25 protein-coding genes are annotated in these 22,437 nt (G+C 63.9%); 10 read left to right on the forward strand and 15 right to left on the reverse strand.

The genetic code is table 11. From position 1 onward, the window contains the following. Positions 1-118: 118 nt before the first annotated feature. Positions 119-433: a DMT family transporter gene (locus ACVOLR_RS17720; protein WP_481537607.1), complete on the reverse strand. Its 315-nt coding sequence runs from the start codon at positions 431-433 to the stop codon at positions 119-121. A 142-nt stretch (positions 434-575) separates the two neighbouring features. Next, the gene (gene speD / locus ACVOLR_RS17725) at positions 576-1,370 is read right to left on the reverse strand and encodes an adenosylmethionine decarboxylase (RefSeq protein ID WP_481514339.1); all 795 of its coding nucleotides are present in this window, start codon (positions 1,368-1,370) and stop codon (positions 576-578) included. 150 nt (positions 1,371-1,520) lie between these two features. On the opposite strand from speD, the gene crp reads away from it, so the two are divergent. Then, positions 1,521-2,210: a cAMP-activated global transcriptional regulator CRP gene (crp, locus tag ACVOLR_RS17730; protein ID WP_481514338.1), complete on the forward strand. Its 690-nt coding sequence runs from the start codon at positions 1,521-1,523 to the stop codon at positions 2,208-2,210. A gap of 530 nt (positions 2,211-2,740) precedes the next feature. Then, positions 2,741-3,502, forward strand: a complete 762-nt coding sequence (locus tag ACVOLR_RS17735; RefSeq protein WP_481537608.1) for a sulfite exporter TauE/SafE family protein — start codon at positions 2,741-2,743, stop codon at positions 3,500-3,502. A 338-nt stretch (positions 3,503-3,840) separates the two neighbouring features. Here ACVOLR_RS17735 and ACVOLR_RS17740 read toward each other — a convergent pair whose 3' ends face one another. From ACVOLR_RS17740 to ACVOLR_RS17795, 12 genes are all read right to left on the reverse strand, one after another. Beyond that, positions 3,841-4,563, reverse strand: a complete 723-nt coding sequence (locus ACVOLR_RS17740; RefSeq protein WP_481537609.1) for a haloacid dehalogenase-like hydrolase — start codon at positions 4,561-4,563, stop codon at positions 3,841-3,843. Beyond that, positions 4,560-5,354, reverse strand: a complete 795-nt coding sequence (gene trpC, locus ACVOLR_RS17745) for an indole-3-glycerol phosphate synthase TrpC (protein ID WP_481537610.1) — start codon at positions 5,352-5,354, stop codon at positions 4,560-4,562. The genes ACVOLR_RS17740 and trpC overlap by 4 nt, the downstream gene beginning before the upstream one ends. Positions 5,355-5,406: 52 nt before the next feature. Then, a complete protein-coding gene (trpD, locus tag ACVOLR_RS17750; RefSeq protein ID WP_481529692.1) occupies positions 5,407-6,444 on the reverse strand; it encodes an anthranilate phosphoribosyltransferase in 1,038 nt (345 codons plus the stop codon). A 13-nt stretch (positions 6,445-6,457) separates the two neighbouring features. Further along, the gene (locus ACVOLR_RS17755) at positions 6,458-6,970 is read right to left on the reverse strand and encodes a DUF1543 domain-containing protein (protein WP_481537611.1); all 513 of its coding nucleotides are present in this window, start codon (positions 6,968-6,970) and stop codon (positions 6,458-6,460) included. Next, a complete protein-coding gene (locus tag ACVOLR_RS17760; RefSeq protein WP_481537612.1) occupies positions 6,967-7,617 on the reverse strand; it encodes a LysE family translocator in 651 nt (216 codons plus the stop codon). Before ACVOLR_RS17760 ends, ACVOLR_RS17755 begins: the two co-directional genes overlap by 4 nt. Continuing rightward, the gene (locus ACVOLR_RS17765) at positions 7,611-8,195 is read right to left on the reverse strand and encodes an anthranilate synthase component II (protein ID WP_481537613.1); all 585 of its coding nucleotides are present in this window, start codon (positions 8,193-8,195) and stop codon (positions 7,611-7,613) included. The genes ACVOLR_RS17760 and ACVOLR_RS17765 overlap by 7 nt, the downstream gene beginning before the upstream one ends. A 3-nt stretch (positions 8,196-8,198) precedes the next feature. Then, entirely contained in the window at positions 8,199-8,993 is a 795-nt protein-coding gene (locus ACVOLR_RS17770; RefSeq protein WP_481537614.1) for an SIMPL domain-containing protein, read from the reverse strand. Positions 8,994-9,058: 65 nt separating this feature from the next. Beyond that, complete coding sequence (gene trpE / locus ACVOLR_RS17775) at positions 9,059-10,549, reverse strand: anthranilate synthase component I (RefSeq protein WP_481537615.1); 1,491 nt, start codon at positions 10,547-10,549, stop codon at positions 9,059-9,061. A gap of 185 nt (positions 10,550-10,734) precedes the next feature. Further along, positions 10,735-11,664, reverse strand: a complete 930-nt coding sequence (gene yegS, locus ACVOLR_RS17780) for a lipid kinase YegS (RefSeq protein WP_481537616.1) — start codon at positions 11,662-11,664, stop codon at positions 10,735-10,737. Positions 11,665-11,940: 276 nt separating this feature from the next. Next, the gene (locus tag ACVOLR_RS17785) at positions 11,941-12,432 is read right to left on the reverse strand and encodes an N-acetyltransferase family protein (RefSeq protein WP_481537617.1); all 492 of its coding nucleotides are present in this window, start codon (positions 12,430-12,432) and stop codon (positions 11,941-11,943) included. A gap of 3 nt (positions 12,433-12,435) precedes the next feature. Beyond that, entirely contained in the window at positions 12,436-13,110 is a 675-nt protein-coding gene (gene rpe, locus ACVOLR_RS17790) for a ribulose-phosphate 3-epimerase (RefSeq protein WP_481517397.1), read from the reverse strand. 10 nt (positions 13,111-13,120) lie between these two features. Next, complete coding sequence (locus ACVOLR_RS17795) at positions 13,121-13,450, reverse strand: J domain-containing protein (protein WP_481529703.1); 330 nt, start codon at positions 13,448-13,450, stop codon at positions 13,121-13,123. A gap of 165 nt (positions 13,451-13,615) precedes the next feature. Between ACVOLR_RS17795 and ACVOLR_RS17800 the strand changes: the two genes are divergently transcribed. Continuing rightward, positions 13,616-14,542, forward strand: a complete 927-nt coding sequence (locus ACVOLR_RS17800; RefSeq protein ID WP_481510113.1) for a phosphoribosylaminoimidazolesuccinocarboxamide synthase — start codon at positions 13,616-13,618, stop codon at positions 14,540-14,542. A gap of 94 nt (positions 14,543-14,636) precedes the next feature. Beyond that, entirely contained in the window at positions 14,637-15,110 is a 474-nt protein-coding gene (locus ACVOLR_RS17805) for an Mpo1 family 2-hydroxy fatty acid dioxygenase (protein ID WP_481537618.1), read from the forward strand. Between the two features lie 41 nt (positions 15,111-15,151). Here ACVOLR_RS17805 and ACVOLR_RS17810 read toward each other — a convergent pair whose 3' ends face one another. After that, the gene (locus ACVOLR_RS17810) at positions 15,152-16,075 is read right to left on the reverse strand and encodes an NAD-dependent epimerase/dehydratase family protein (protein ID WP_481537619.1); all 924 of its coding nucleotides are present in this window, start codon (positions 16,073-16,075) and stop codon (positions 15,152-15,154) included. A gap of 358 nt (positions 16,076-16,433) precedes the next feature. On the opposite strand from ACVOLR_RS17810, the gene ACVOLR_RS17815 reads away from it, so the two are divergent. From ACVOLR_RS17815 to ACVOLR_RS17840, 6 genes are read left to right on the forward strand one after another with little or no spacing between them, the layout of a single operon-like run. Further along, positions 16,434-19,262 carry a monovalent cation/H+ antiporter subunit A gene (locus tag ACVOLR_RS17815; RefSeq protein ID WP_481537620.1) on the forward strand — a complete coding sequence of 943 codons (2,829 nt, stop codon included), beginning with the start codon at positions 16,434-16,436 and terminating at the stop codon, positions 19,260-19,262. Beyond that, entirely contained in the window at positions 19,262-19,642 is a 381-nt protein-coding gene (locus ACVOLR_RS17820) for a Na+/H+ antiporter subunit C (RefSeq protein ID WP_481514319.1), read from the forward strand. The genes ACVOLR_RS17815 and ACVOLR_RS17820 overlap by 1 nt, the downstream gene beginning before the upstream one ends. Beyond that, entirely contained in the window at positions 19,639-21,189 is a 1,551-nt protein-coding gene (locus ACVOLR_RS17825; protein WP_481537621.1) for a monovalent cation/H+ antiporter subunit D, read from the forward strand. Before ACVOLR_RS17820 ends, ACVOLR_RS17825 begins: the two co-directional genes overlap by 4 nt. Then, positions 21,186-21,692 carry a Na+/H+ antiporter subunit E gene (locus ACVOLR_RS17830; RefSeq protein WP_481537622.1) on the forward strand — a complete coding sequence of 169 codons (507 nt, stop codon included), beginning with the start codon at positions 21,186-21,188 and terminating at the stop codon, positions 21,690-21,692. Before ACVOLR_RS17825 ends, ACVOLR_RS17830 begins: the two co-directional genes overlap by 4 nt. A 38-nt stretch (positions 21,693-21,730) precedes the next feature. Further along, positions 21,731-21,973: a K+/H+ antiporter subunit F gene (locus ACVOLR_RS17835; RefSeq protein ID WP_231732514.1), complete on the forward strand. Its 243-nt coding sequence runs from the start codon at positions 21,731-21,733 to the stop codon at positions 21,971-21,973. Beyond that, the gene (locus tag ACVOLR_RS17840; protein WP_405051648.1) at positions 21,970-22,290 is read left to right on the forward strand and encodes a Na+/H+ antiporter subunit G; all 321 of its coding nucleotides are present in this window, start codon (positions 21,970-21,972) and stop codon (positions 22,288-22,290) included. Before ACVOLR_RS17835 ends, ACVOLR_RS17840 begins: the two co-directional genes overlap by 4 nt. Positions 22,291-22,437: the final 147 nt, after the last annotated feature.

The following is a 22,437-nucleotide window of genomic DNA, read 5'->3' on the forward strand; positions in this document are numbered from 1 at the left end:
GCCATGCTCGGCTGGGGCATTAGCGGCAGAGCCCCTGCCGAGCATGGCTGGGCACTACATGGGCTGGATCTGTGCATAAGGCTTCTGCCGAGCATGGCTCGGCACTACCCTGGCTACCTCAGCTGACCAGCTTCAGGCCGATCACTCCCGCCACGATCAGGCCGATGCACAGCAGGCGCGGCCAGCTGGCGCTGTCGCCGAACAGGATCACCCCGGCAATCGCCACGCCTACGGCGCCAATGCCGGTCCAGATCGCATAACCGGTGCCAACCGGGATGGTGCGCAGCGCCTGGGTCAGCAGCCATAGGCTGATGGCGGCAAACACCACAGTAAACAAGCTCGGCCAGAGCCGAGTGAAGCCTTCGCTGGACTTCAGGCCCAGCGCAAACCCAATCTCAAACAGGCCCGCAAGCAGCAGGTAGATCCAGGGCATCGCCAACTTCCTTTACAAAAAAGACGGCGGCCCGGTGCATTCACACCGGGCCGCCGTCGGCAAACGTCTGCAGCAGGTGCAGGGCGGGCCGTCCCGCCTGTTTTTGCGCAAAACCGGCGTACCGGTCCTGCGCAGGCAGTGCTTATTCGGCCAGATTGCGACCGTGGAACAGCTCTTCGATCTCGCGGCGCAGCAGCGCTTCGATCTTCATGCGTTCCTTGAACGACAGGTTCTTGGCCTTCTCTTCGAACAGGTACTTGTCCAGGTCAAAGTCCTGCAGGTGCATCTTCGTATGGAAGATATTTTCCTGATAGACATTGACGTCGAACATCTCGTAACGCGACTTGATGTTCTTGGCCAGGAAGTTCTGGATCGAATTGATCTTGTGATCGATGTAGTGCTTCTTGCCCTTGATGTCACGGGTGAAGCCACGCACGCGGTAGTCCATGATCACGATGTCTGATTCCAGACTCTCGATCAGGTAGTTCAGCGCCTTCAACGGCGAAATCACGCCACAGGTTGCCACGTCGATATCGGCGCGGAAGGTTGCAATACCTTCCTGCGGGTGCGTTTCCGGATAGGTGTGCACAGTGATGTGCGACTTGTCCATGTGCGCGACCACGGCATCGGAGATCAACTCCTTGCCGGCCTGCTTCTTGTCGATCACCGGTTCCTCGGAAATGAGAATTGTGACCGAGGCACCCTGGGGGTCGTAATCCTGACGCGCAATGTTCAGGATGTTCGCACCGATGATTTCAGCCACATCGGTGAGGATCTGCGTGAGTCGATCGGCGTTGTATTCCTCGTCGATGTACTCGATATAACGCTGGCGCTCCTCTTCGGTACGCGCATAGCAGACGTCATAAATGTTGAAGCTCAAGGCCTTGGTGAGGTTGTTGAATCCTTGCAACCTCAGGCGAGGCAACGGCTTGACCACGGCGGTCGATCCTGTAGATGGTGGGAAAGGCGGAAGTATGGGGCAAAGTGGGTCGCTGTGATACTTGAACCTTTATGCCCGTTTGCCCCTTATGCTCAGCGTCGTTAAGCTTGCCCATTAAGCAAGTTCATCCAAACTGTGAACGCCATCATGAGCCCAGGTAACGCCACCACCGCGTCAAACGTGCGTCTTGCCTCCAGCCCGCTGGCGCTGGACATTGCCACCATCGACCGCTTTCTGGCCCATAGCCACCGCCGCCGCTACCCGGCGCGGACCGATGTGTTCCGTCCGGGTGACCCTGCCGGGACCATGTATTACGTGATCAGCGGCTCGGTCAGCATCATTGCCGAGGAGGACGACGACCGTGAACTGGTGCTGGGCTACTTCGGTGCCGGCGAGTTTGTCGGTGAAATGGGCCTGTTCATCGAGTCGGACAAGCGCGAAGTCATCCTGCGCACCCGCACCCCCTGCGAGCTGGCCGAGATCAGCTACGAGCGCCTGCACCAGCTGTTCCTGGGTCCGCTGTCGGTAGACGCGCCCAAGCTGCTGTACGCCATCGGCTCACAGATCTCCCGGCGCCTGCTGCACACCAGCCGCAAAGCCAGCCGCCTGGCCTTCCTGGATGTGACCGACCGCATCATCCGCACCCTGCACGATCTGTCCAAGGAGCCGGAGTCGATGAGCCACCCTCAAGGCACCCAGCTGCGCGTTTCCCGTCAGGAAATCGCCCGACTGGTGGGCTGCTCACGTGAAATGGCTGGCCGCGTGCTGAAGAAGCTGCAGGTCGATGGCCTGCTGCATGCCCGCGGCAAGACAGTGGTTCTTTACGGGACGCGGTAGCACCCGCGCTGATACGTATTCACGTATCAACCCCATGGTTTGCGGAGCAAACCATGGGCCCCGCCTCATCAGCTCCCAATTCCCCGCGCCTGTCGGCGCGCCCCCTTTACTAAAGGGGGCTGTCTGGCTTGATTTACCTCGGGAAAGCCACCTGCCTGCGATCTGGTAACCCGGGTAAGCGGCGCGCACCCAGGGTTCTTGGCGCCGTTGCGGGCATGCCCCCAGGCACCCACCAATCGATGTGATGTTTACCGACTTCCTGCAGGCGTTACATCTGGCGTGCGGCATCGTTGAAGTGTGATGTCTGTCGGTGCCGTAAATCTCATTCACCGTTGCGAACTTCCGAGCTATGTCGTGCTCGATGCCACGCCAGATCGCCATTCCGAGCGCCAAAGTGGTTGGTCACTTCGCTGACATAGCCACGAATTAGCGACCGTTCGGCGCTGATATTGGTCAGAAATCGACCCGGGCCATTACTTACCGATGTAGCTTTCCTTGACCTGCCCTGCCATGGCCCGCAGGCTTGGGGCATGGAATTTGGCAATGAATTTTACTGGTTCATCCTGATCGGCCTGGGCGCGCAGCTGGTGGATGGCGCGCTGGGCATGGCGTTCGGGCTTATCTCGTCCTCGGTGCTGCTGAGCATGGGGCTGCCGCCTGCCGCGGTCAGCGCCAGCATCCATACCGCCGAGGTGTTCACCACGGGCGCTTCCGGGGTCTCGCATCTGGTTGCAGGCAATGTGGATAAGCGCCTGTTCTTTCGCCTGGCAATACCCGGCGCCATCGGCGGTGCAATCGGCGCCTATGTGCTTACCCAACTGCCCGGCGATGTCGTACGCCCCTTCATCTACCTCTACCTGCTGGTGCTGGCGATTTTCATCCTGGCGCGCGCGGCCGGTAAGTTCATGGCCAAGCAGGAAGTGAAGCGGGTACCGGTACTGGGCTTCTTCGCCGGCCTGCTGGACGCCACCGGTGGCGGCGGCTGGGGGCCGGTGGCCACGTCCACCCTGCTGGCCCGAGGCGGTCAGGCACGCACCACCATTGGCTCGGTCAACGCGGCCGAGTTCGTCGTCACCTTGTCGATCTCGGCGACCTTCCTGCTGACGATGGGCCTGCAGCATCTGTCCATCGTCGCCGGCCTGCTGGTCGGCGGGATGATGGCCGCGCCGGTGGCGGCACTGCTGGTGAAGCGGGTCAAGGAGCGCTGGGTGCTGATTGCCGTCGGCGTGCTGGTGCTGTCGATCAGCCTGTTCCAGATTGGAATGGCGGTGCTGAAGCTGCGAGGGGCTTGAGGGACTTGAGGGACTTGAGGGACTTGAGGGACTTGAGGGACTTGAGGGACTTGAGGGACTTGAGGCGCTTGAGGCGCTTGAGGCGGCCTTGCTCTTAATAGCCCCTCTCCCGTTCACGGGAGAGGGGTTGGGGTGAGGGTAGCTTTTGCCTTAAAGCCTTAAAAGCTCCCCTCATCCGCCCTTCGGGCACCCTCTCCCGTAAACGGGAGAAGGGATGTCGGCTTCGGCAGGCCTTGCTGGTGCGTCAAAAGCCCCCTCATCCGCCCTTACGGGTAACTTCTGCCGCAAGCGGGAGAAGGGATGTCGGCAACGACTGGATCGTTGCCCTCCGCTTTGGATTACCTGGGCAGCGGCTTGCCGCCGCGCCCCGGGCAGCCCCAGTTGAGGATCGGGGTGCCGGCCGGCAGTACCTTGCCGAAATACTCCACCCGCGAATGCTTGGGGTTGACCACCACCGGCGCCTTGGCGGCCTTCAGCAGCGGCAGGTCAGCGGTGCTGTCGGAATAGGCGATGGCGATGTCGCCGTAGCCCCGCTCGCGCAGCATGCGCATCTTTTCTTCGTTGTGGCAGTGACGGGTGGCGCCCATCGCGCCCAGTCGCGGACCCACCTCGCTGCCGATCACCGGCACGCCCTGCTCGGCCACAAAGGCGAGGATGGCGCGGGCCAGCTCCGGCGGCGCGCCGGTGGCAACGATCACCCGGTCGCCGGCACGGCGGTGCGCGGCGAACACCTGCAGGGCATGCGGCAGCAGGTGCTGGCGGATCTCAGCCTCGTGCTTGAGCACGTACTGGTCGATCACCTTGTTGAACTCACGTGCCTGATGCAGGCCGAAGGTGGCGATCCAGACATAGCCGGAAATGCCAAATCGACGCGTCGGCAGCATCGCCACCAGCGGCCCCAACAGCGGCGTGGCGAGGATGGCCACCAGCAGTCGCAGCGGATTGCGCTTGATCAGCCAGGCGAACAGGTGACTGCCGGAATCGCCGTCGTACAGCGTGTGATCGAAGTCGAAGACGACCAGTTGCGCGTCGTCACGCGGGTTCGGGTAGGGATCAGTCATGCCGGGAAGAATAGCTGACGCAGGCCCTCGCCTGGCTCTTCGACGCGCATGAAGGTCTCACCGACCAGGAAGGCGTTGACCCCAGCGTCGCGCATCAGCTTGACGTCGGCCGGGCCCATGATGCCGCTCTCGGTGACCAGCAGGCGGTCGCGCGGCACGGCGTTGCGCATCTCCAAGGTCGTATCCAGCGAGACTTCGAAGGTGCGCAGGTTGCGGTTGTTGATGCCCACCAGCGGCACCGGCACCTGGATGGCGCGTTCCAGCTCGTCGATGTCGTGCACTTCCACCAGCACGTCCATGCCCAGCTGCATCGCCAGGTCGGACAGCTCGGCCAGCTGGCGGTCGTCCAGCGCCGAGACAATCAGCAGGATGCAGTCGGCACCGAGCACACGCGCCTCGTAGACCTGGTACGGGTCGATGACGAAGTCCTTGCGCAGCACCGGCAGCGTGCAGGCCTCGCGGGCCTGGCGCAGGTACAGGTCGGCACCCTGGAAGAAATCCACATCGGTCAGCACCGATAGGCAGCTGGCGCCGCCCAGTTCATAGCTCACTGCGATATCAGCCGGATGGAAATCCGGGCGGATCACGCCCTTGGACGGACTGGCCTTCTTGACCTCGGCAATCACTGCCGGGTCGCCATTGGCGATGGCCGCGTTCAGCGCATTGGCAAAGCCGCGCACCGGCGAGGCATCGCCCAGACGCGCCTTCAACTCGGCCAGCGGCACGTTGACGCTGCGCTCGGCTACCTCCTGCACTTTGCGGGCAAGGATGGTGTTGAGGATGTCGCTCATGGATCTGCTTCCTGGAAGACGGGCGTTGCTGACGCGGGTGATTGGGGGATTATCAGGGATTGCCGGCCAAGGCGCGGCTGGTGGCAACGTACTGCTGCATGCGCGCGCGGGCGCTGCCATCGGCAATCACCGCGCGGGCGCGGGCCAGGCCATCGGCGATGCTGTCGGCGACACCGGCCACATACAACGCGGCACCGGCATTGAGCGCGACGATATCGTTGGCCGGGCCCGGCTGGTTGTCCAGCACCGCGCGCAGCATGGCGATGGATTCTTCCGGGTTTTCCACCTTGAGGTTGCGGCTGGCCGACATGGCGATACCGAAATCTTCCGGATGAATCTCATACTCGCGCACCTTGCCGTCGCGCAGCTCACCCACCAAGGTGCCAGCGCCCAGCGAGATCTCATCCATGTTGTCGCGGCCCCACACCACCAGTGCGCGCTCGGCGCCGAGCTCGCGCAGCACGCGCGCCTGGATGCCGACCAGATCCGGGTGGAACACGCCCATCAGGATATTGGTAGCGCCGACCGGATTGGTCAGCGGGCCGAGAATATTGAAGATGGTGCGCACGCCCATTTCGCGGCGCACCGGCGCGACTACCTTCATTGCAGGGTGGTGCATGGGCGCGAACATGAAGCCGATGCCGGTCTGCTCGATGGCTTGCGCCACCTGCTCGGGCTGCAGCTCGATCACCGCGCCCAGCGCTTCCACCGCGTCGGCGCTGCCGGACTTGGACGACACGCTGCGGTTGCCATGCTTTGCGACCTTGGCACCAGCAGCAGCGACCACGAACATCGAGCAGGTGGAGATGTTGAAGGTATGCGAGCCATCGCCACCGGTGCCGACGATGTCGACCAGATGAGTCTTGTCGGCAACCTGCACCGGCCGCGCGAACTCGCGCATCACCGTGGCCGCGCCGGCGATCTCGCCGACGGTTTCCTTCTTCACGCGCAAGCCGGTGAGGATTGCCGAGGTCATGGTCGGCGAGATTTCGCCACGCATGATCTGCCGCATCAGATCGACCATCTCGTCGAAGAAGATCTCGCGGTGCTCGATGGTGCGTTGCAGGGCTTCCTGCGCGGTGATGGTCATGACAACTCCAGAATCAGGAAATAACGATGTAGTCGCTTTGGCTGTGGATGCCGGTGTGTGCGCCTCGGCGCAGCTGCACGTGCAGGCCACCGATCGGCCCGACTGGCAGGCAGCTGTCCACTTCCAGCAGCGCGTCGCGGTGCGGTTTGATCCACTGCGCTTCGGCCTGCGCCAGCGCCTTGCGCTTGGCCTCGACCGCATCGGCAGCGACCACCAGCAGATAGCGATGCGCTTCGCCGAATTCGCCTTCGACGTAGCCGCCGAGGTTGACGAAGAACAAAGTCGGCGCGTCGGCCGCAGGCGCGTCATCGCAGATGCGTACCTGCCAGTCGTCGACGCCATCGACCGTCATCCATGAATCCAGATGCAGGCCTGCAGCCTCGCCGAACCATTGCTGGCGCAGCTGCGGGTAGGCCTGCTCGATACTGGGGCCAACCCCGAACACCACGTCATGCACTTCGGTATTGGCGCGCGCATGGCGGCCACCGAGCATCACCACGAACAAGCGGAAATCCTCCAGGCTCACGGCGTCGGCCTCGCGGTAAGTGCCAGACGCAGGCCGAAGCCGATGAACAGCACGCCGGCCAGCTTGTCCAGCCACTGCATGCCACGCGCAGCCCACCGGCTGCTGCGCACACGATCGGCCGCCAACACGTAAGCCGCGTTGATCGGCAGCGCGTTGACCATGAAGATCAGCCCCAACAGCGCGAACGCCAACGGCTTGTTCTGCACCGACGGCGCGATGAACTGCGGCAGGAACGCCAGGAAGAACAGCACCACCTTCGGGTTCAGCACATTGGTCAGGAAGCCACCAGCGAATACCTGCCACCACGAACCAGCGCTGCCGCCGCTGGCGGCGATATCGGCCTGCAAGGTCGACTCACCGGTATTGCGCAGCAGGCGCACGCCCACCCACAGCAGATAAGCCGCGCCGATCCACTTGATCACGGTGAACAAGGTGGCCGAGGTCGCCAGCAGCACGCCCAATCCCAGCGAAGCCAGCAGCACATGCACCAGACAACCGGCGCTGATGCCGGCGATGGCGGCAAACCCGGCGCGACGGCCACCACGTAACGAGCGGCTGATGATGTACAACACATCCGGGCCCGGCGTCAGGTTGAGCAACCAGCCGGCCAGCATGAACAGCAGCAGCTGGCTCGGCTCGATCAACATGTGCGATCCAGGAAGTTCTTCATCAGCGCATGGCCGTGCTGGGTAAGAATGGACTCGGGATGGAACTGCACGCCTTCGACCGGATGCTCGCGGTGGCGCAGGCCCATGATCTCCTCCATCGAACCGTCCGGATTCTCAGTCCAGGCGGTGATTTCCAGCGCCGCTGGCAAGGTGTTCTTGTCCACCACCAGCGAGTGGTAGCGAGTGGCCTCGTAACGGTCCGGCAGGCCGGCAAACACGCCCTTGCCTTCATGCCGGATCGGCGAAACCTTGCCGTGCATGATGTTGCTGGCGCGGATCACGTCACCGCCATAGATCTGGCCGATGGCCTGATGGCCCAGGCACACACCGAACAACGGAATGCTCGGGCCGAGCTGGCGGATCACCTCCAGCGACACACCGGCTTCGTTCGGCGTCTTCGGGCCGGGCGATACCACGATGTGCGAAGGCTTGAGCGCGGCGATCTCGGCGACACTCATCGCGTCATTGCGCACCACCTTCACTTCGGCACCCAGCATCTGCAGGTATTGCACGAGGTTGAAGGTGAAGCTGTCGTAGTTGTCGATCATCAACAGCATGATTCAGTTTCCATCGCTAATCAGAAATATGGCGTAGACGTTTTCGGTGTAGGTGATTGGCCGGGCTATCAACTGCTCGCCGGACGATGGTGCCGCATAGCCCACATTGCGACTACCGCTGACCTGTACCCGGTCCAGCGAATCGCTTTCCCTATGGAAGGTGTCTGCTCTGTTTACATTCGGCCAGCTACCGGCCTGCACACCGTAAGCAAAACTGGGGGCGACATCGGAAATCGTATACAGGCCGATGATCTTCGCCCCGTAGGCATCCGCGAGTCCCTTGGCAGACGCGCGCGTCTGCGCAGCCGCTTCGGCCTTGAGTTCGGCTCGAAGGCGCGCCTCACCCGAATACATCGGAGCAGCAGTCCGCACCTGGACCTCCTTGCTGGCGTTCAACTCGCCAAGAAAGGCCTGCAGCTGCTCCGGTTTCTCGAACGCACCTTCCAGGTCACGGCTGACGGCGGTGCCTACAAACACATCCTCATCGTCCTTGTAACGCGTGGATGGCTCGATGCTCAGGTTGTCCATGCGCACTGTCTCGGCAATGGCGCCGTGCTTGGCGAACAAGGCCATGGTCCGCTCCGCATTGGCCTGAACCTTGCGCCGCGCGATATCGGTCTGCATATCCACCGACTCCAGCGCGATCTTCACCACGAATCGATCCGGCATCACCTTGCGGCTGGCATCACCCTTCACCAGCAGGTGCGGCTGCGAGGGAATGGAGTTGGCCTGTGCCCACGCCTGCGGGACAGCGGCAAACAGCAACGATGACCACAGCAACATGCGGGGCAACTTCATGCGGCACTCCTTGTCATGGTGAGAGAAACATCTGCTTTCGATGAAACCAACGTGCGAAACGCGGCTTACAAGCCCTTCGCCGCCTGCGCCACCGCACGGAACAGCGCGCGGCCCTTGTTCATGGTTTCCTGCCATTCGGCATCGGGATCGGAGTCATAGACCACGCCGCCGCCGGCCTGCACGTACAGGTAACCGCCCTGGATCACCGCGGTGCGGATGGCGATAGCGGTATCGGCATCGCCGTTCCAGCCGATATAGCCGACCGCGCCGGAATACACATTGCGCTTGACCGGTTCCAGTTCGCGGATGATTTCCAACGCGCGTATCTTCGGCGCGCCACTGACGGTGCCGGCCGGGAAGGTCGCGCGCATCACATCGCTGTAGCTCAGCCCAGCCTTCAAGGTGCCGGTGACTTCGCTGACGATGTGCATGACGTGGCTGTAGCGTTCGATCACGAACTGCTCACCGACCTTGACCGTGCCCGGTTCGGCGACGCGGCCCACGTCATTGCGGCCGAGGTCGATCAACATCACGTGCTCGGCGCGCTCCTTGGGATCGGCCAGCAGCTCGACTTCCAGCGCCTTGTCCAGCTCCGGCGTGGCGCCGCGCGGACGGGTGCCAGCGATGGGACGCACGGTGACGATGCCATCGCGCAGGCGCGCCAGGATTTCCGGCGAGGAGCCGACCACCTGGGTGCCGCCCACATCGATGAAATACATGTACGGCGACGGGTTCAACGCGCGCAGGGCGCGGTATACATCGATCGGCCGGGCGCGGAACGGCACACGCAGGCGTTGGCTCGGCACGACCTGGAAGATGTCGCCGGCACGCACGTAATCCTGCGCCTTGCGTACCACCGCGTGGTACTCCTCGCGGGTGAACGAGGACTGGAAATCCTGCTCGTCGATGGCATCGGAGACCTGCGACTGCGGGTAACCGGCACCGCCCTGACGCAAGCGGTGTGCCAGCTCATCGAGACGACGGTTTGCACGCGCCCAGGCCTGCGGCTGCGCTGGGTCGGCGTGCACGATCAGGTACAGGCGGCCCTTGAGGTTGTCGAATACCGCCAGCTCTTCGGACAGCATCAGCAGGATGTCGGGCGTACCGAGTTCGTCAGGCTTGTCGCCCGCGCCCAGATGCGGCTCGATGTACTGGATGCACTCGAAGCCGAACCAGCCGACCAGGCCTCCGGTGAAGCCCGGCAAGCCGTCCAGCTGCGGCACCGAGTACTGCTTGCGCAGCACTTCCACCTCGGCCAGCGGATCGGCTACTTCGCGGCGCTCGACCACTTCGCCCAGCTCGCTGACTTCCAGCGTATGGCCACGGAAGCTGTAGATGCGGCGCGCAGGCATGCCGATGATGGAATAGCGACCGAAGCGTTCGCCGCCTTCGACCGATTCAAACAGGTAGGTATACGGGCCGTCGGCGAGCTTCAGATAGACCGAAAGCGGCGTGTCCAGGTCGGACAGCACTTCGCGGACGACGGGTACGAAATTATGCGGGTGTGCGCTGTGGCCTTCAGCGGCCAGCTGCTGGAACTGCTCTTGCGTGATCAAGACGGCTTTCCTTCCGGGAATCGACGATGGCGGTACGGACGACGGCAACGGGCCACCATCGCCACCAGCGGCGAGCGGAAGAAAGGGAACGCTTGGTCGTCAAAATGGGCACCGGGCAACTTTACCGCAAGAACGGCGCCCGGTGTGCATCCGCAACATGATCAGATGCTTGCAGTGGCAACGATTCAGCCGCCCAGCAGTGGTGTTTCCGCCGGCAGGTGCATGCGTACCCGCCCGGCCACGCACTGGATGTGGAAGCGCCGCGCCTGCAGCGGTTCGCCGTCCAGGTTCAGGGTCAGCGGCTGCTCGGCCTCGATCCACAGCTCGCGCAGGCGGCCGCGTTCAGCCACCTGTTCCAGCGCGGCATGCTTGCCTTCGCTGAACAAGGTGCCGAGAGTGGACATCAACTCGCCGGACAGCTCCGGGACGATGGTCAGGTCCAGCAGGCCGTCATCAAGCAGCGCCTCGGGGCACAGTTGCTGGCCGCCGCCGGCCTGCCGGCCATTGCCGACGCCAAGGGCGATGAAGCCGCCCTGCCACTCGAAATCCTCGCCACGGATACGTGCCTGGATCGGCTCGATCCGGCCCAATTTGCCGATGCCGGTGATGACGTAGGCCAGGCCACCGAGCATCTTCTTCAGACCTTCGTGGGTTTCCACCGTAACTTCAGTGCCAAAGCCGCCACTGGCCAGGTTGGCGCACCAGTGCACCTTGCCGTCGCCTTCCACACGCAGCAGATCGATGGGGCGTGCCTGCGTGTGCGCGGGCAGCTGCAAAGCCGCAAACGGCTCGACGGGAATGCCGGCAGCGGTGGCGAAATCATTGGCGGTGCCGAGCGGCAGCAACGCCATAGCCGGCAATCGGGATGCATCCTGACCGGTGTGCGCCAGCGCCTCGGCAACTTCGCTCAAGGTGCCGTCACCGCCGCCAGCGATCAGCAACTGCGCCTGTGCGGCGATGGCTTCGCGCACATAACGCTCGGCGTCGCCGGCTTCCCAGGTCACCCGCACCTTGAGGTCCTGGCCCTGCCCGCGCAGCTGCCTAACCGCGTCACGCACGGCATCGTCGCCAGCGGATTTGCCGTTGAGGATCAGGTAGCAGGGCGCTGCTTGCATGCGGTTCTCCAGAGAAGGCGCGCAGCCTAGCAAGTGGATTGCTGCAAGCGGGTGAATGTCACCGCCTTGTCACAGCGCATCCGGAGAATGGAAGGCCATAGCAAGGACGATGGATGGAGGCAGGATCAGCCTCCGATGATTCCCCGGCCGCAACGGCAACGTTGCGGCTTTTTTTTGCTTCACCTGTAGAGCCGAGCCATGCTCGGCTGGGGCATTACCGGGGAATTCCAAAGATCACAGGCGAAGCCTCTGCCGAGCATGGCTCGGCACTACAGTTCAGCTGCCGCTGGCGAACTTCTGCAGTGCTTCGCCTTGCAGGCGATATACCGTCCACTCGTCCTGCGCTACTGCTCCAGCCGCTTTGTAGAACTCGATGGCCGGTGTATTCCAATCCAGTACCGACCATTCAAAACGACCACAGCCCTGCTCCACCGCCAGCCTGGCGATGTGCTGCAGCAAGGCCTTGCCAGCACCGCTGCCACGCGCTTCCGGGCTGACGTACAGGTCTTCCAGGTAGATGCCGTTGCGGCCCAGCCAAGTCGAATAGTTGTAGAAAAACACGGCGTAGCCAATCGCCTGACCATCGCGTTCGCAGATCAGCGCCTGCGCCTTGGCATCGGCAGAAAACAGGCTGGCACGGATGCCCGCCTCATCGGTCTGCACCGAGGATTCAGCCTTCTCGTAAATGGCCAGTTCGCGGATGAAGTGCAGGATCAGGCCTGCGTCATCGGCGATGGCCGGACGGATCTGCACTTCAGCCGCGCTCATCACTCAGCCTCGTGCCGCGGCGACATTGCCGCGCATCTTGGTGATCATCTCGGCGTAGTTGGGCGCGTTGAAAATGGCCGAACCGGCAACGAAGGCATCGGCACCGGCAGCAGCGATCTCACCGATGTTGTCGGCCTTTACGCCGCCGTCCACTTCCAGCATCACCGGCTTGCCGAGCTTGTCGATCATCGCCCGCACTGCACGCAGCTTGTCCAAGGTCGAGGGAATGAAGGCCTGGCCACCGAAGCCCGGATTGACCGACATCAACAGCACCAGGTCTAGGTCTTCCAGCACCCAGTCCAGCACTTCAACCGGGGTCGCCGGGTTCAGCACCAGGCCGGCCTTGCAGCCGTGCGACTTGATCAGCTGGATGGTGCGGTGCACGTGGCGGCTGGCTTCCGGGTGGAAGCTGATGATGCTGGCGCCAGCCTCGGCGAAGTCCGGCACGATGCGGTCCACCGGCTCCACCATCAGGTGTACGTCGATCGGCGCGGTGACACCGTGCTTGCGCAGCGCCTGGCAGACCATCGGGCCGATGGTCAGGTTGGGCACGTAGTGGTTGTCCATCACGTCGAAGTGGACCCAGTCGGCGCCAGCGGCCAACACGTTGTCGACCTCCTCGCCGAGCTTGGCGAAATTGGCCGAGAGAATGGACGGGGCAATGATGCAGTTGGACATGGCAGGACCTTCAGCGTTTACGCAGGGATTTGATGCGGTCGTAGGCGGCGTTGATCTGCCTGGCCTTCTTCTCGGCCTGGGCGCGCAGCTCGGGCGCGGCGCCGGCCACTTTGTCGGGGTGGTACTGGGACATCAGGCGGCGGTAGGCCAGGTCGATCTCGGCGTCGGTGGCGTCGCGGGTGACCCCCAGCTCACGGTACGGCAGGTCCTTGCCCAGCTTGAACCAGTCGTTGTCGAAGGCATGCCCCAGCAACAGGCCAATAATCCCGCCAAACAAGGGGTTGGGCCTGAAAAGCAGGGCCCCGGCGATGAAGCCGAACAGTTTTCCGTACCAGCGCATGGGTGGGTGAATGGCCTGTGGACAATCAAGACGTGCATTTTATGCCACAGCGGCCCGATCCGGCCGTACACTAGGCCGCCCGCCGACCAGCCGCGGGCCCTGCGGGTCTTCCAGACCCGGGTCCTCCAAGCCGGCGGCATTCATTGCCAAGTCCCAGGAGTGCCCGTGCCGACCACGCTGTTGCAATCCGATCTTCCCGGCCTGCCCTTGCGCCATCGCGGCAAGGTGCGTGATGTGTTTGATATCCCGCGCGAACGTCTGCCAGCCGGAACACCCCCGGGCGAATACCTGTTGATGGTCGCCACCGATCGCCTGTCGGCATTCGACGTGGTGCTGCCCGATCCGATCCCGGGCAAGGGCGAAATGCTCTGCCAGGTGTCCAACTTCTGGTTCGCCAAGACCGCGCACCTGATGCCCAACCACCTGACCGGCATCGATGTGGCCAGCGTGCTGCCCGAAGGCGTGGACCCGGCGCTGTACGCCAAGCGTGCGGTGGTGACCAAGAAGCTCAAGCCGGTACCGGTGGAAGCCATTGCCCGCGGCTACGTGATCGGCAGCGGCTGGAAGGACTACCAGCGCACCGGCAAGATCAGCGGCATCGCCCTGCCCGATGGCCTGCAGCAGGCTGAGAAGCTGCCCGAAGCCATCTTCACCCCGTCGACCAAGGCGGCGGTGGGCGACCACGACGAGAACATCGACTTCGACGCGATGGTCAAGGCAGTGGGCGCGGACATGGCCGAGAAGGTGCGCGATGCCACCCTGCGCATCTACCAGTTCGCCGCCGAGTACGCGGCCGAGCGTGGCATCCTGCTGGCCGATACCAAGTTCGAGTTCGGTACTGACGCCGATGGCCGTCTGTACATCATGGACGAGATGCTGACCCCGGATTCCTCGCGTTACTGGCCGGCCGACGAGTACCAGGTGGGCATCAGCCCGCCCAGCTACGACAAGCAGTTCGTGCGCGACTATCTGGAAACGCTGGACTGGGACAAGACCGCCCCGGGCCCGGCGCTGCCGGCCGAGGTGATCGAACGTACCCGCGCCAAGTACGCCGAAGCGCTGGACAAGCTGGCCGGCATCAGCGTCGACTGATCCTGCTGAGCCCGTCACGGATGCGCACGACCACCGTGCGCATCCGTAGGGAAGCCGCGCTATGCTCTGCCAGTCAACCCGGGAGGGAGCTGGAATGAGTATTGCGCGTCCTGTGGATCGTTACTTCGCCAGCTACTCTGGCGATCACGTCAACCACACCAATCAGGCCATCCACGTGTTCGCGGTGCCCGCGATCCTGTGGTCGGTGATTGCCATGCTGTGGTGCATTCCACCGCTGGTGCCGTGGTTCCAGCATGGCATCTGGGCGGCATTCGCCATGTTCGGCACCTGGGCCTATTACAACCGCCTGTCGCGCCCACTCGGCATCGGCATGCTGATCATCTTCTTCGTGTTCGGTTGTATCTGCCGGCTGCTGGAAGACCGGCTCGGCATCCAGGTGCTGCTGTACATCGCCATCGGCGTGTTCGTGGTCGCATGGATCGCACAGTTCATCGGCCACAAGATCGAAGGCCGCCGGCCAAGCTTCCTCACCGACCTGACCTATCTACTGATCGGCCCGATCTGGGTGCTGTCAAAGCTGTTCCGGCAGTTCGGCTGGCATTACTGACTCCCTGCGGGCCACATCCGCACTGGACAGGCCCGCTCAGCTCAGCTTTCCGCCAGACCGTCCTCGCCGTCGTCGCTGGCACCTGTAAACATGTCGGTCCGCACCGCGAAGGCGCGCGGCGTGTAGCCAAAATCACGCCTTGCCGGGTCGATATCGAACGCAAGCGGGTCGCGCATGCGCTCCAGCACCGCTTCGTTCATGCCCAGCAAACGTCCTTTACCGTGTGCTTTGCGCAGCGCCCATAGAAACAATGGCGTGGGTACGCGCAACAACAGCGGTCGTGGCCGCAAGGTTGCCAATACCCGTCGCACCATCAGGTTGTAGGGCAGCACTTCACCGCCTCCCAGTGCGTAGGCCTGCCCATGGCTGCTGGCTGCTGGCAACACCTGCAACACGGCCTTGGCCAGATCCTCGACATGCACCGGCTGACGCAGGCCTTTTGCGCAGGTCGGCAATACCAGGACACGGGTGCGCAGCGCGATGCGTGCGATCGAGGTGAGGGTCTTGTCGCGGCCAGCTCCGTAGATCAGGGTCGGTCGCAGCACAGTAGCGGCAACCCCGCGCTCGCTGGCAGTTGCGAACAGCAGTTGCTCGGCCTCCTGCAGACGGCGCGCGACATCACGCTCCGCGGGCTCGGCCGAATCCTGCTTTACCTCCGCACTGGTTGAGCTGAAGGCCACCACCCGAGGGCTGCGGATATCGGAACCGGCATACCAGCGCGCGAAATTGTCCAAAGGCCCACAGCTGAGCACGGCGTCGAATGCCTGCCCATCACGCCAGAATCCGTAGAGATCGGCCTGCACCCAATGGACACCTGGGGTATCGGCATGGGCATGCCGCGACACCGCCGTCACTTCCCAGCCTGCCGCCAGCAACTGCGCCAACAAGGGTTCACCAATCTGGCCACTGCCACCAAATACAAGCGCGCGTTTACCGCCCGCTGCACTGCGAATATCGTTCTCCATGGGTGGAAGGATAGGCGAAGCACCCCCGATTCCGCAGCCGTCACCGGGATTGAGCGGCGACTGTGGGAGCGGCGTAGGCCGCGAAGCTGATGTTGCTGAAGCCCATGGCATCTTGCGCCATCTGATGATGTTCCAGCGTCGCGGCTCACGCCGCTCCCACAAAAACCTTAGCCTGCCGCATCCCATCGAACGAGGCCCCCGGAACCTCCCCGCGACACGCTGCGTTCGTGTTTTCTGCCCGCAGCCACTGGCAGCACTGGCTCCGGCGACCTAACCCGAACGGATCATTCAGAAAAAGTCGCGGATCGAAAAAATCGCCTGTTAGACTGCAAAACCCCTTTCTGAACCGCGCCCCTACATGACGCCAGTCCTGTTGCTACTGCTTGCGCTGCCCTTTCTGCTGGCAGCGGCCATCGCTCTCAGTGGCCGCTTGTCGCGCAGTGCAGCCGCATGGACAGCAGCAGCGGCACCGGTTCTAGGCTTGGCCCTGCTCGGCAGCGCCACCCCGGCAGTGCTCGATGGCGAAATCGTCCGCAACAGTTGGCAATGGTTGCCGCAGATCGGCCTGGACTTCAGCCTGCGCCTGGACGGGCTGGCCTGGATGTTCACCGGGCTGGTACTGGGCATCGGCGCCCTGGTGGTGCTGTATGCGCACTACTACCTGTCGGCGAAGGACAGCGCACGGCGCTTCTACAGCTACCTGCTGCTGTTCATGGGCGCGATGCTGGGCATGGTGCTGGCTGGCAACCTGTTGCTGCTGATGGTGTTCTGGGAGCTGACCAGCATCAGTTCGTTCCTGCTGATCGGCTTCTGGTCGCACCGCAAGGACGCCCGCGAGGGCGCACGCATGGCCTTGATCGTCACCGGCGGTGGCGGGCTGGCGCTGCTGGCCGGTGTGCTGCTGATCGGGCGCATCGTCGGCAGTTTCGATCTGGACGTGGTGCTGGCCTCGGGCGATCTGATCCGCGCCAGCGCCCTGTACCCGTGGGCATTGCTGCTGGTACTGGCAGGCATCTTCACCAAGAGCGCGCAGTTCCCGTTCCACTTCTGGCTACCACAGGCGATGGCCGCACCGACCCCGGTATCGGCTTACCTGCACTCGGCAACGATGGTGAAGGCCGGCGTGTTCCTGCTGGCTCGGCTGCACCCGGCGCTGGCCGGCACCGAACTGTTCTTCTACGTGGTCAGCGGCATTGGCGCGCTCACCCTGCTGATCGGCGCCTGGAACGCGATCTTCCAGCATGATCTCAAGGGCCTGCTGGCCTATTCGACGATCTCGCACCTGGGCCTGATCACACTACTGTTTGGCCTGTCCACGCCGATGGCGGTGGTGGCCGGCGTGTTCCATATCCTCAACCACGCCACCTTCAAGGCCTCGCTGTTCATGGCCGCCGGCATCATCGACCACGAAACCGGCACCCGCGACATGCGCAGGCTCGGCGGCCTGCGCAAGCTGATGCCGATCACCAGCGCGCTGGCCATCGTCGCCTCGCTGGCCATGGCCGGCATCCCCCTGCTCAACGGCTTCCTGTCCAAGGAAATGCTGTTCGCCGAGGCACTGGCCACGCAGGGCCCGGACTGGATGCGCTCGGCGATGAGCGCCGCCGCTCTGCTGGCCGGCATCCTCGGCGTTGCCTACAGCCTGCGTTTCGTCCACGACACCTTCTTCGGCAAGGGCCCGGTCGACATTGACGTGGTGCCACATGAGCCGCCGCGCTGGATGAAGGTGCCGGTGGAAGTGCTGGTGGTGATCTGCCTGGCCGTGGGCATAGCCCCGGCGCTGACCATCGCACCGGTGTTGCAAACCGCTGCAGCATCGATCCTTGGCACCGCGATGCCGGAATACAGCCTGTCGGTCTGGCACGGCTTCAACCTGCCGTTGGCGATGAGCGCGGTCGGCGTGGTCGGCGGCGTACTCCTGTACTTCGGCCTGCGCCGTTTCACCGACCTGTACGCCGCGCGCAACCGCCCGACCGGCAAGCACCTGTTCCATCGCGGTCTGGATGTGCTGTTCGGCTTCGCCCATCGCGTCACCAACGCGCTGGCCAATGGCAGCCTGCAACGCATGCTGTTTGCGCTGGTGCTGGTGGCGGTGATCGTTGCCGCCGCGCCTTACATCGCCAATCCGGTGATGCCGCTGTGGCCGGCCCCGCAGTCCATGCCATTGCTGGGCTGGACGCTGTGGCTGGTGATGCTGGCCTGCGCGTTCGCCGGTTTGTTCCTGTACCAGCAGCGTCTGCTGGCGGTGATCGTGATGGGCGGCACCGGCTTGATGGTGGCGCTGACCTTCGTATTCCTGTCCGCCCCGGATCTGGCCCTGACCCAGCTGATGGTGGAAATGGTGACGCTGGCGCTGATGCTGCTGGGCATGAACTACCTGCCGACGCAGTCACCGCCGGAGCACTCGCGCTGGCGCAAGCGCCGCGATGCGGTGCTTGCGATCATCGCCGGTGGCGGCATCGCCGCACTGGCCTACTCGCTGATGACGCTGCCGCCCAACACCATGTCCGGTGAGATGCTGCTGCGTTCGCTGCCCGAGGCCTATGGCCACAACGTGGTCAACGTGATCCTGGTCGACTTCCGCGGCTTCGATACCTTCGGTGAGATCACCGTATTCGGCATCGCCGCGCTGGTGGTACACGCGATGTTGCGACGCTCACGGATGGCACCGGAGCAGATCATGCCGGGCCCGCCGATCAAGCTGCCGGTGCCGGCCGATCTGGCCCAGATCATGTTCCCGCTGACCCTCACGGTATCTATCTTCCTGTTCCTGCGCGGCCACAACGCGCCCGGAGGCGGCTTCATCGCCGGCCTGGTGCTGGCGGTGCCGCTGCTGATCCAGTACGTGATCCAAGGCACCGTCTCGGTGGAGTCGCGCTTCGGCTTCGACTACATCCGCTGCATCGGCCTGGGCCTGTTGATCGCCCTGCTCAGCGGTGTGGCCTCGATGCTGTTCGGCGTGCCGTTCCTGACCAGTGGTCACCTTGATCTGGAGTTGCCATTGATCGGCACGGTGCCGCTGGCCAGTGCGATTGGTTTTGATACCGGCGTCTACCTGGTGGTGTTTGGCGGGGTGATGCTGATCCTGTCGATGATGGGCACCATCAAGCCCTCGCGCACCCGCAATGCCCGCAACGGCGAAATCGATATCCACCGCCGTTCGGCACGCACCGGGGAGATGCACTGATGGAATTGGCACTGGCAAGCGCCATCGGCGTACTGGCCGGCATCGGCATCTACCTGCTGCTGCGCGCACGCAGCTTCGACGTGATCCTGGGCATGACCTTTCTGTCCTACGCCACCAACCTGCTGATCTTCAGCGCAGGCCGGCCGGTGATCGGTAAGGCACCGGTACTCAAGGACGGCGTGGCCACCACCCTGACCCACTACACCGACCCGCTGCCGCAGGCGCTGGTACTGACCGCCATCGTGATTGCGTTTGCGATGACCGCAGTCAGCATCGTGCTGGCGATGCGCAGCCGCAGTGACAACCACAGCGACCACGTGGATGCACACGAGCCCGAACTGCCGGCTGAGCAAGCGGCCAAGTCGGGGGGCGGCGCATGAATCATCTGGTGATCCTGCCGATCCTGATTCCGCTGCTCGGCGCTGCACTGTCCTTGTTCATCGAACACCGCCGCTACGGGCCCAAGGTGCAGCGCACGGTGGCCTGGGCCAGCATGGCCGCCCTCGCCGCGGCGGTGGCATTGTTGATCGCACAGACCAGCCAGGGCCAGATCTCGGCCTACCTGCTCGGCGACTGGCCGGCGCGCCTGGGTATCGCCCTGGTTGCCGACGGCCTGTCTGGCTGGATGCTGGGCACCACCCTGCTGCTGGCCATCCCCTGTCTGCTGTACGCCTGCACCGGCTGGGACCGACGCGCGCCGCACTTCCATGCACTGTTCCAGTTCCAGTTGGTTGGCCTCAACGGCGCCTTCCTGACCGGCGATATCTTCAATCTGTTTGTGTTCTTCGAGGTGATGCTGATCGCCTCCTACGGCCTGCTGCTGTCCGGCGGGCGTGGCCTGCGCATGCGCATCGGCCTGCATTACGTGGTGTTCAACGTCACCGCCTCGACCCTGTTCCTGATCGCGCTGGGCATGCTTTACGCGACGCTCGGTTCCTTGAACATGGCCGAGATCGGTCAGCGCATCGCTGAGCTGCCGCCCTCGCACCTGAGCCTGGCCAAGGCCGCCCTGGGCTTGCTGCTGCTGGTGTTCTGCTCCAAGGCGGCGCTGCTGCCAATGTACCTGTGGCTGCCCGAGTCCTATGCACGTGCGCCGGCTGCCGTCGCCGCACTGTTCGTGATCATGACCAAGGTTGGCCTGTACTCGGTGCTGCGCGTGACCTCGCTGTGGTTCGATGCCGATGCTGGGGCGATGAGCGGCTACGGCAGCGATTGGCTGTTGTGGGCCGGCATCGCGACCCTGGTGGTCGGCGCACTGGGCGCGCTGGCAGCCACGCGCATGAGCGTGTTGGTGGCCTACCTGGTGGTGGTCTCGGCGGCGACGCTGTTCATCGCCTTCGCGCTCGGCAGCGCCGGCACCATCTCCGCTGGCCTGTACTACCTGCCGCACAGCACCTTTGCCGCAGCTGCGTTGTTCCTGATCGCCGACCTGATGCGCCGCCGTCGCGTGCAGGCCGACCGCCGCCGCGAACACGAGCTCAGTGCCGTGCTGCCAAGCCGGACCGTGCCGGGCCTGTTGTTCCTGGTGGGCGCGGTGGCCGTTGCCGGCCTGCCGCCACTGGCCGGCTTCCTGGCCAAGGCGGCACTGCTCTCGACGGTGCCCGACGCGCATACCGCCGTGGTCTGGAGCGCGGTGCTGGGCAGCAGCCTGCTGGTAATCATGGGCCTGGCACGCACCGGCATCCGCCTGTTCTGGCGCGTGCCCGGCGATGATGATGCCGCCATACCAGACCCCGAACCGGTGGATGCACCAGCGCGGCCATTTGAAACTGCCGCGACCTGTCTGCTGCTGGGTTATGTGGTGCTGATGACCATCTTCGCCGCACCGCTGATGCAACAGACCGATGCCATCGCCGCGCAGCTGCTGGCACCGGATCAATACCTGCATGATGTACGCGGCACCACGCCGCAGCTGAGGCAGCCATGAGCGAACGTCGCCCCCTGCTGCGCCGGATCTTCCCCTCGCCGGCCCTGTCGATCACCGTAATGGCCTTCTGGATGGTGATGTCCGACAGTTTCGACCTCGGCCAGCTGGTACTGGGACTATTGCTGGGCGTGGTGATCCCCTTGTTCGCCGCGCGCCTGGACCGCGAGTTCGCCCGCCTCGGCACCTTGCGTCCGGTGCCCAAGCTGTTGGCCGTGGTGTTGTGGGACATCCTGGTGTCCAACCTGCGCGTGGCCGCCCAAGTGCTTGGACCCGAGCACAAGCTCAAGCCCGGTTTCATCTGGGTGCCACTGGATATCGCCAACATCCACGGCATCGCCGCGCTGACCAGCTTCATCACCCTTACCCCGGGCACCGTGTCGGCAGCATTGTCCGAAGACCGCCGCCATCTGCTGGTGCACGTACTGCACCTTGAAGATGCCAACGCCCTGATCAACGAGATCAAGAGCCGCTACGAAGCGCCGCTGATGGAGATCTTCCCGTGAACGGTTACCAGATTTTCGAGACCACCCTGATCGTGTGCATGCACGTGGTCGGCATCGCCATGCTGCTTGGCTTGTGGCGTCTGCTGCGCGGGCCGACCGTGCCGGATCGCATCCTGGCCCTGGATACCTTGTCGGTCACCGCCATCGCCGAGCTGATGCTGTTCGGCATGTACCTGGACTCGGCCATCTATTTCGAGGCCGCCTTGATCATCGCCATGCTCGGCTTCTGCAGCACGGTGGTGCTGAGCAAGTTCGTGCTGCGCAGGGATATCGTCGAATGATCACGTTTCTGCAGATCGCGCTGTCGGCGCTGCTGGCCTTTGGCTGCTTCTTCATCCTGGTAGGTGCACTCGGCCTGGTGCGCTTCTCCGATTTCTTCAAGCGCCTGCACGCGCCGACCAAGGCCAGCACACTGGGCGTTGGCTGCGTGCTGGTGTGCTCGGTGGCGTATCACATCTTCCTCGGCCAGGACCCGCAGCCGCGCGAACTGCTGATCACCGTGTTCCTGTTCATCACTGCCCCGATCAGCGCCCACCTGATGGCCAAGGCCGCACTGTCGCTGATGATGGAAAGCCGCCCGGAACCGCCGAAAGAATAGTGCCGGGAGGAAGCTCCACCTGTAGTGGGGGGGGGGGGGGGGGGGGGGGGGGCGGGGGGGGGGCGGCGGGGGGGGGGGGGGCGGGGGGGGGGGCGGGGGGGGGGGGGGGGGGCGGGGGGGGGGGGGGGGGGGGGGGGGGGGGGGGGG

The organism is Stenotrophomonas sp. STEN030, from assembly GCF_056759995.1.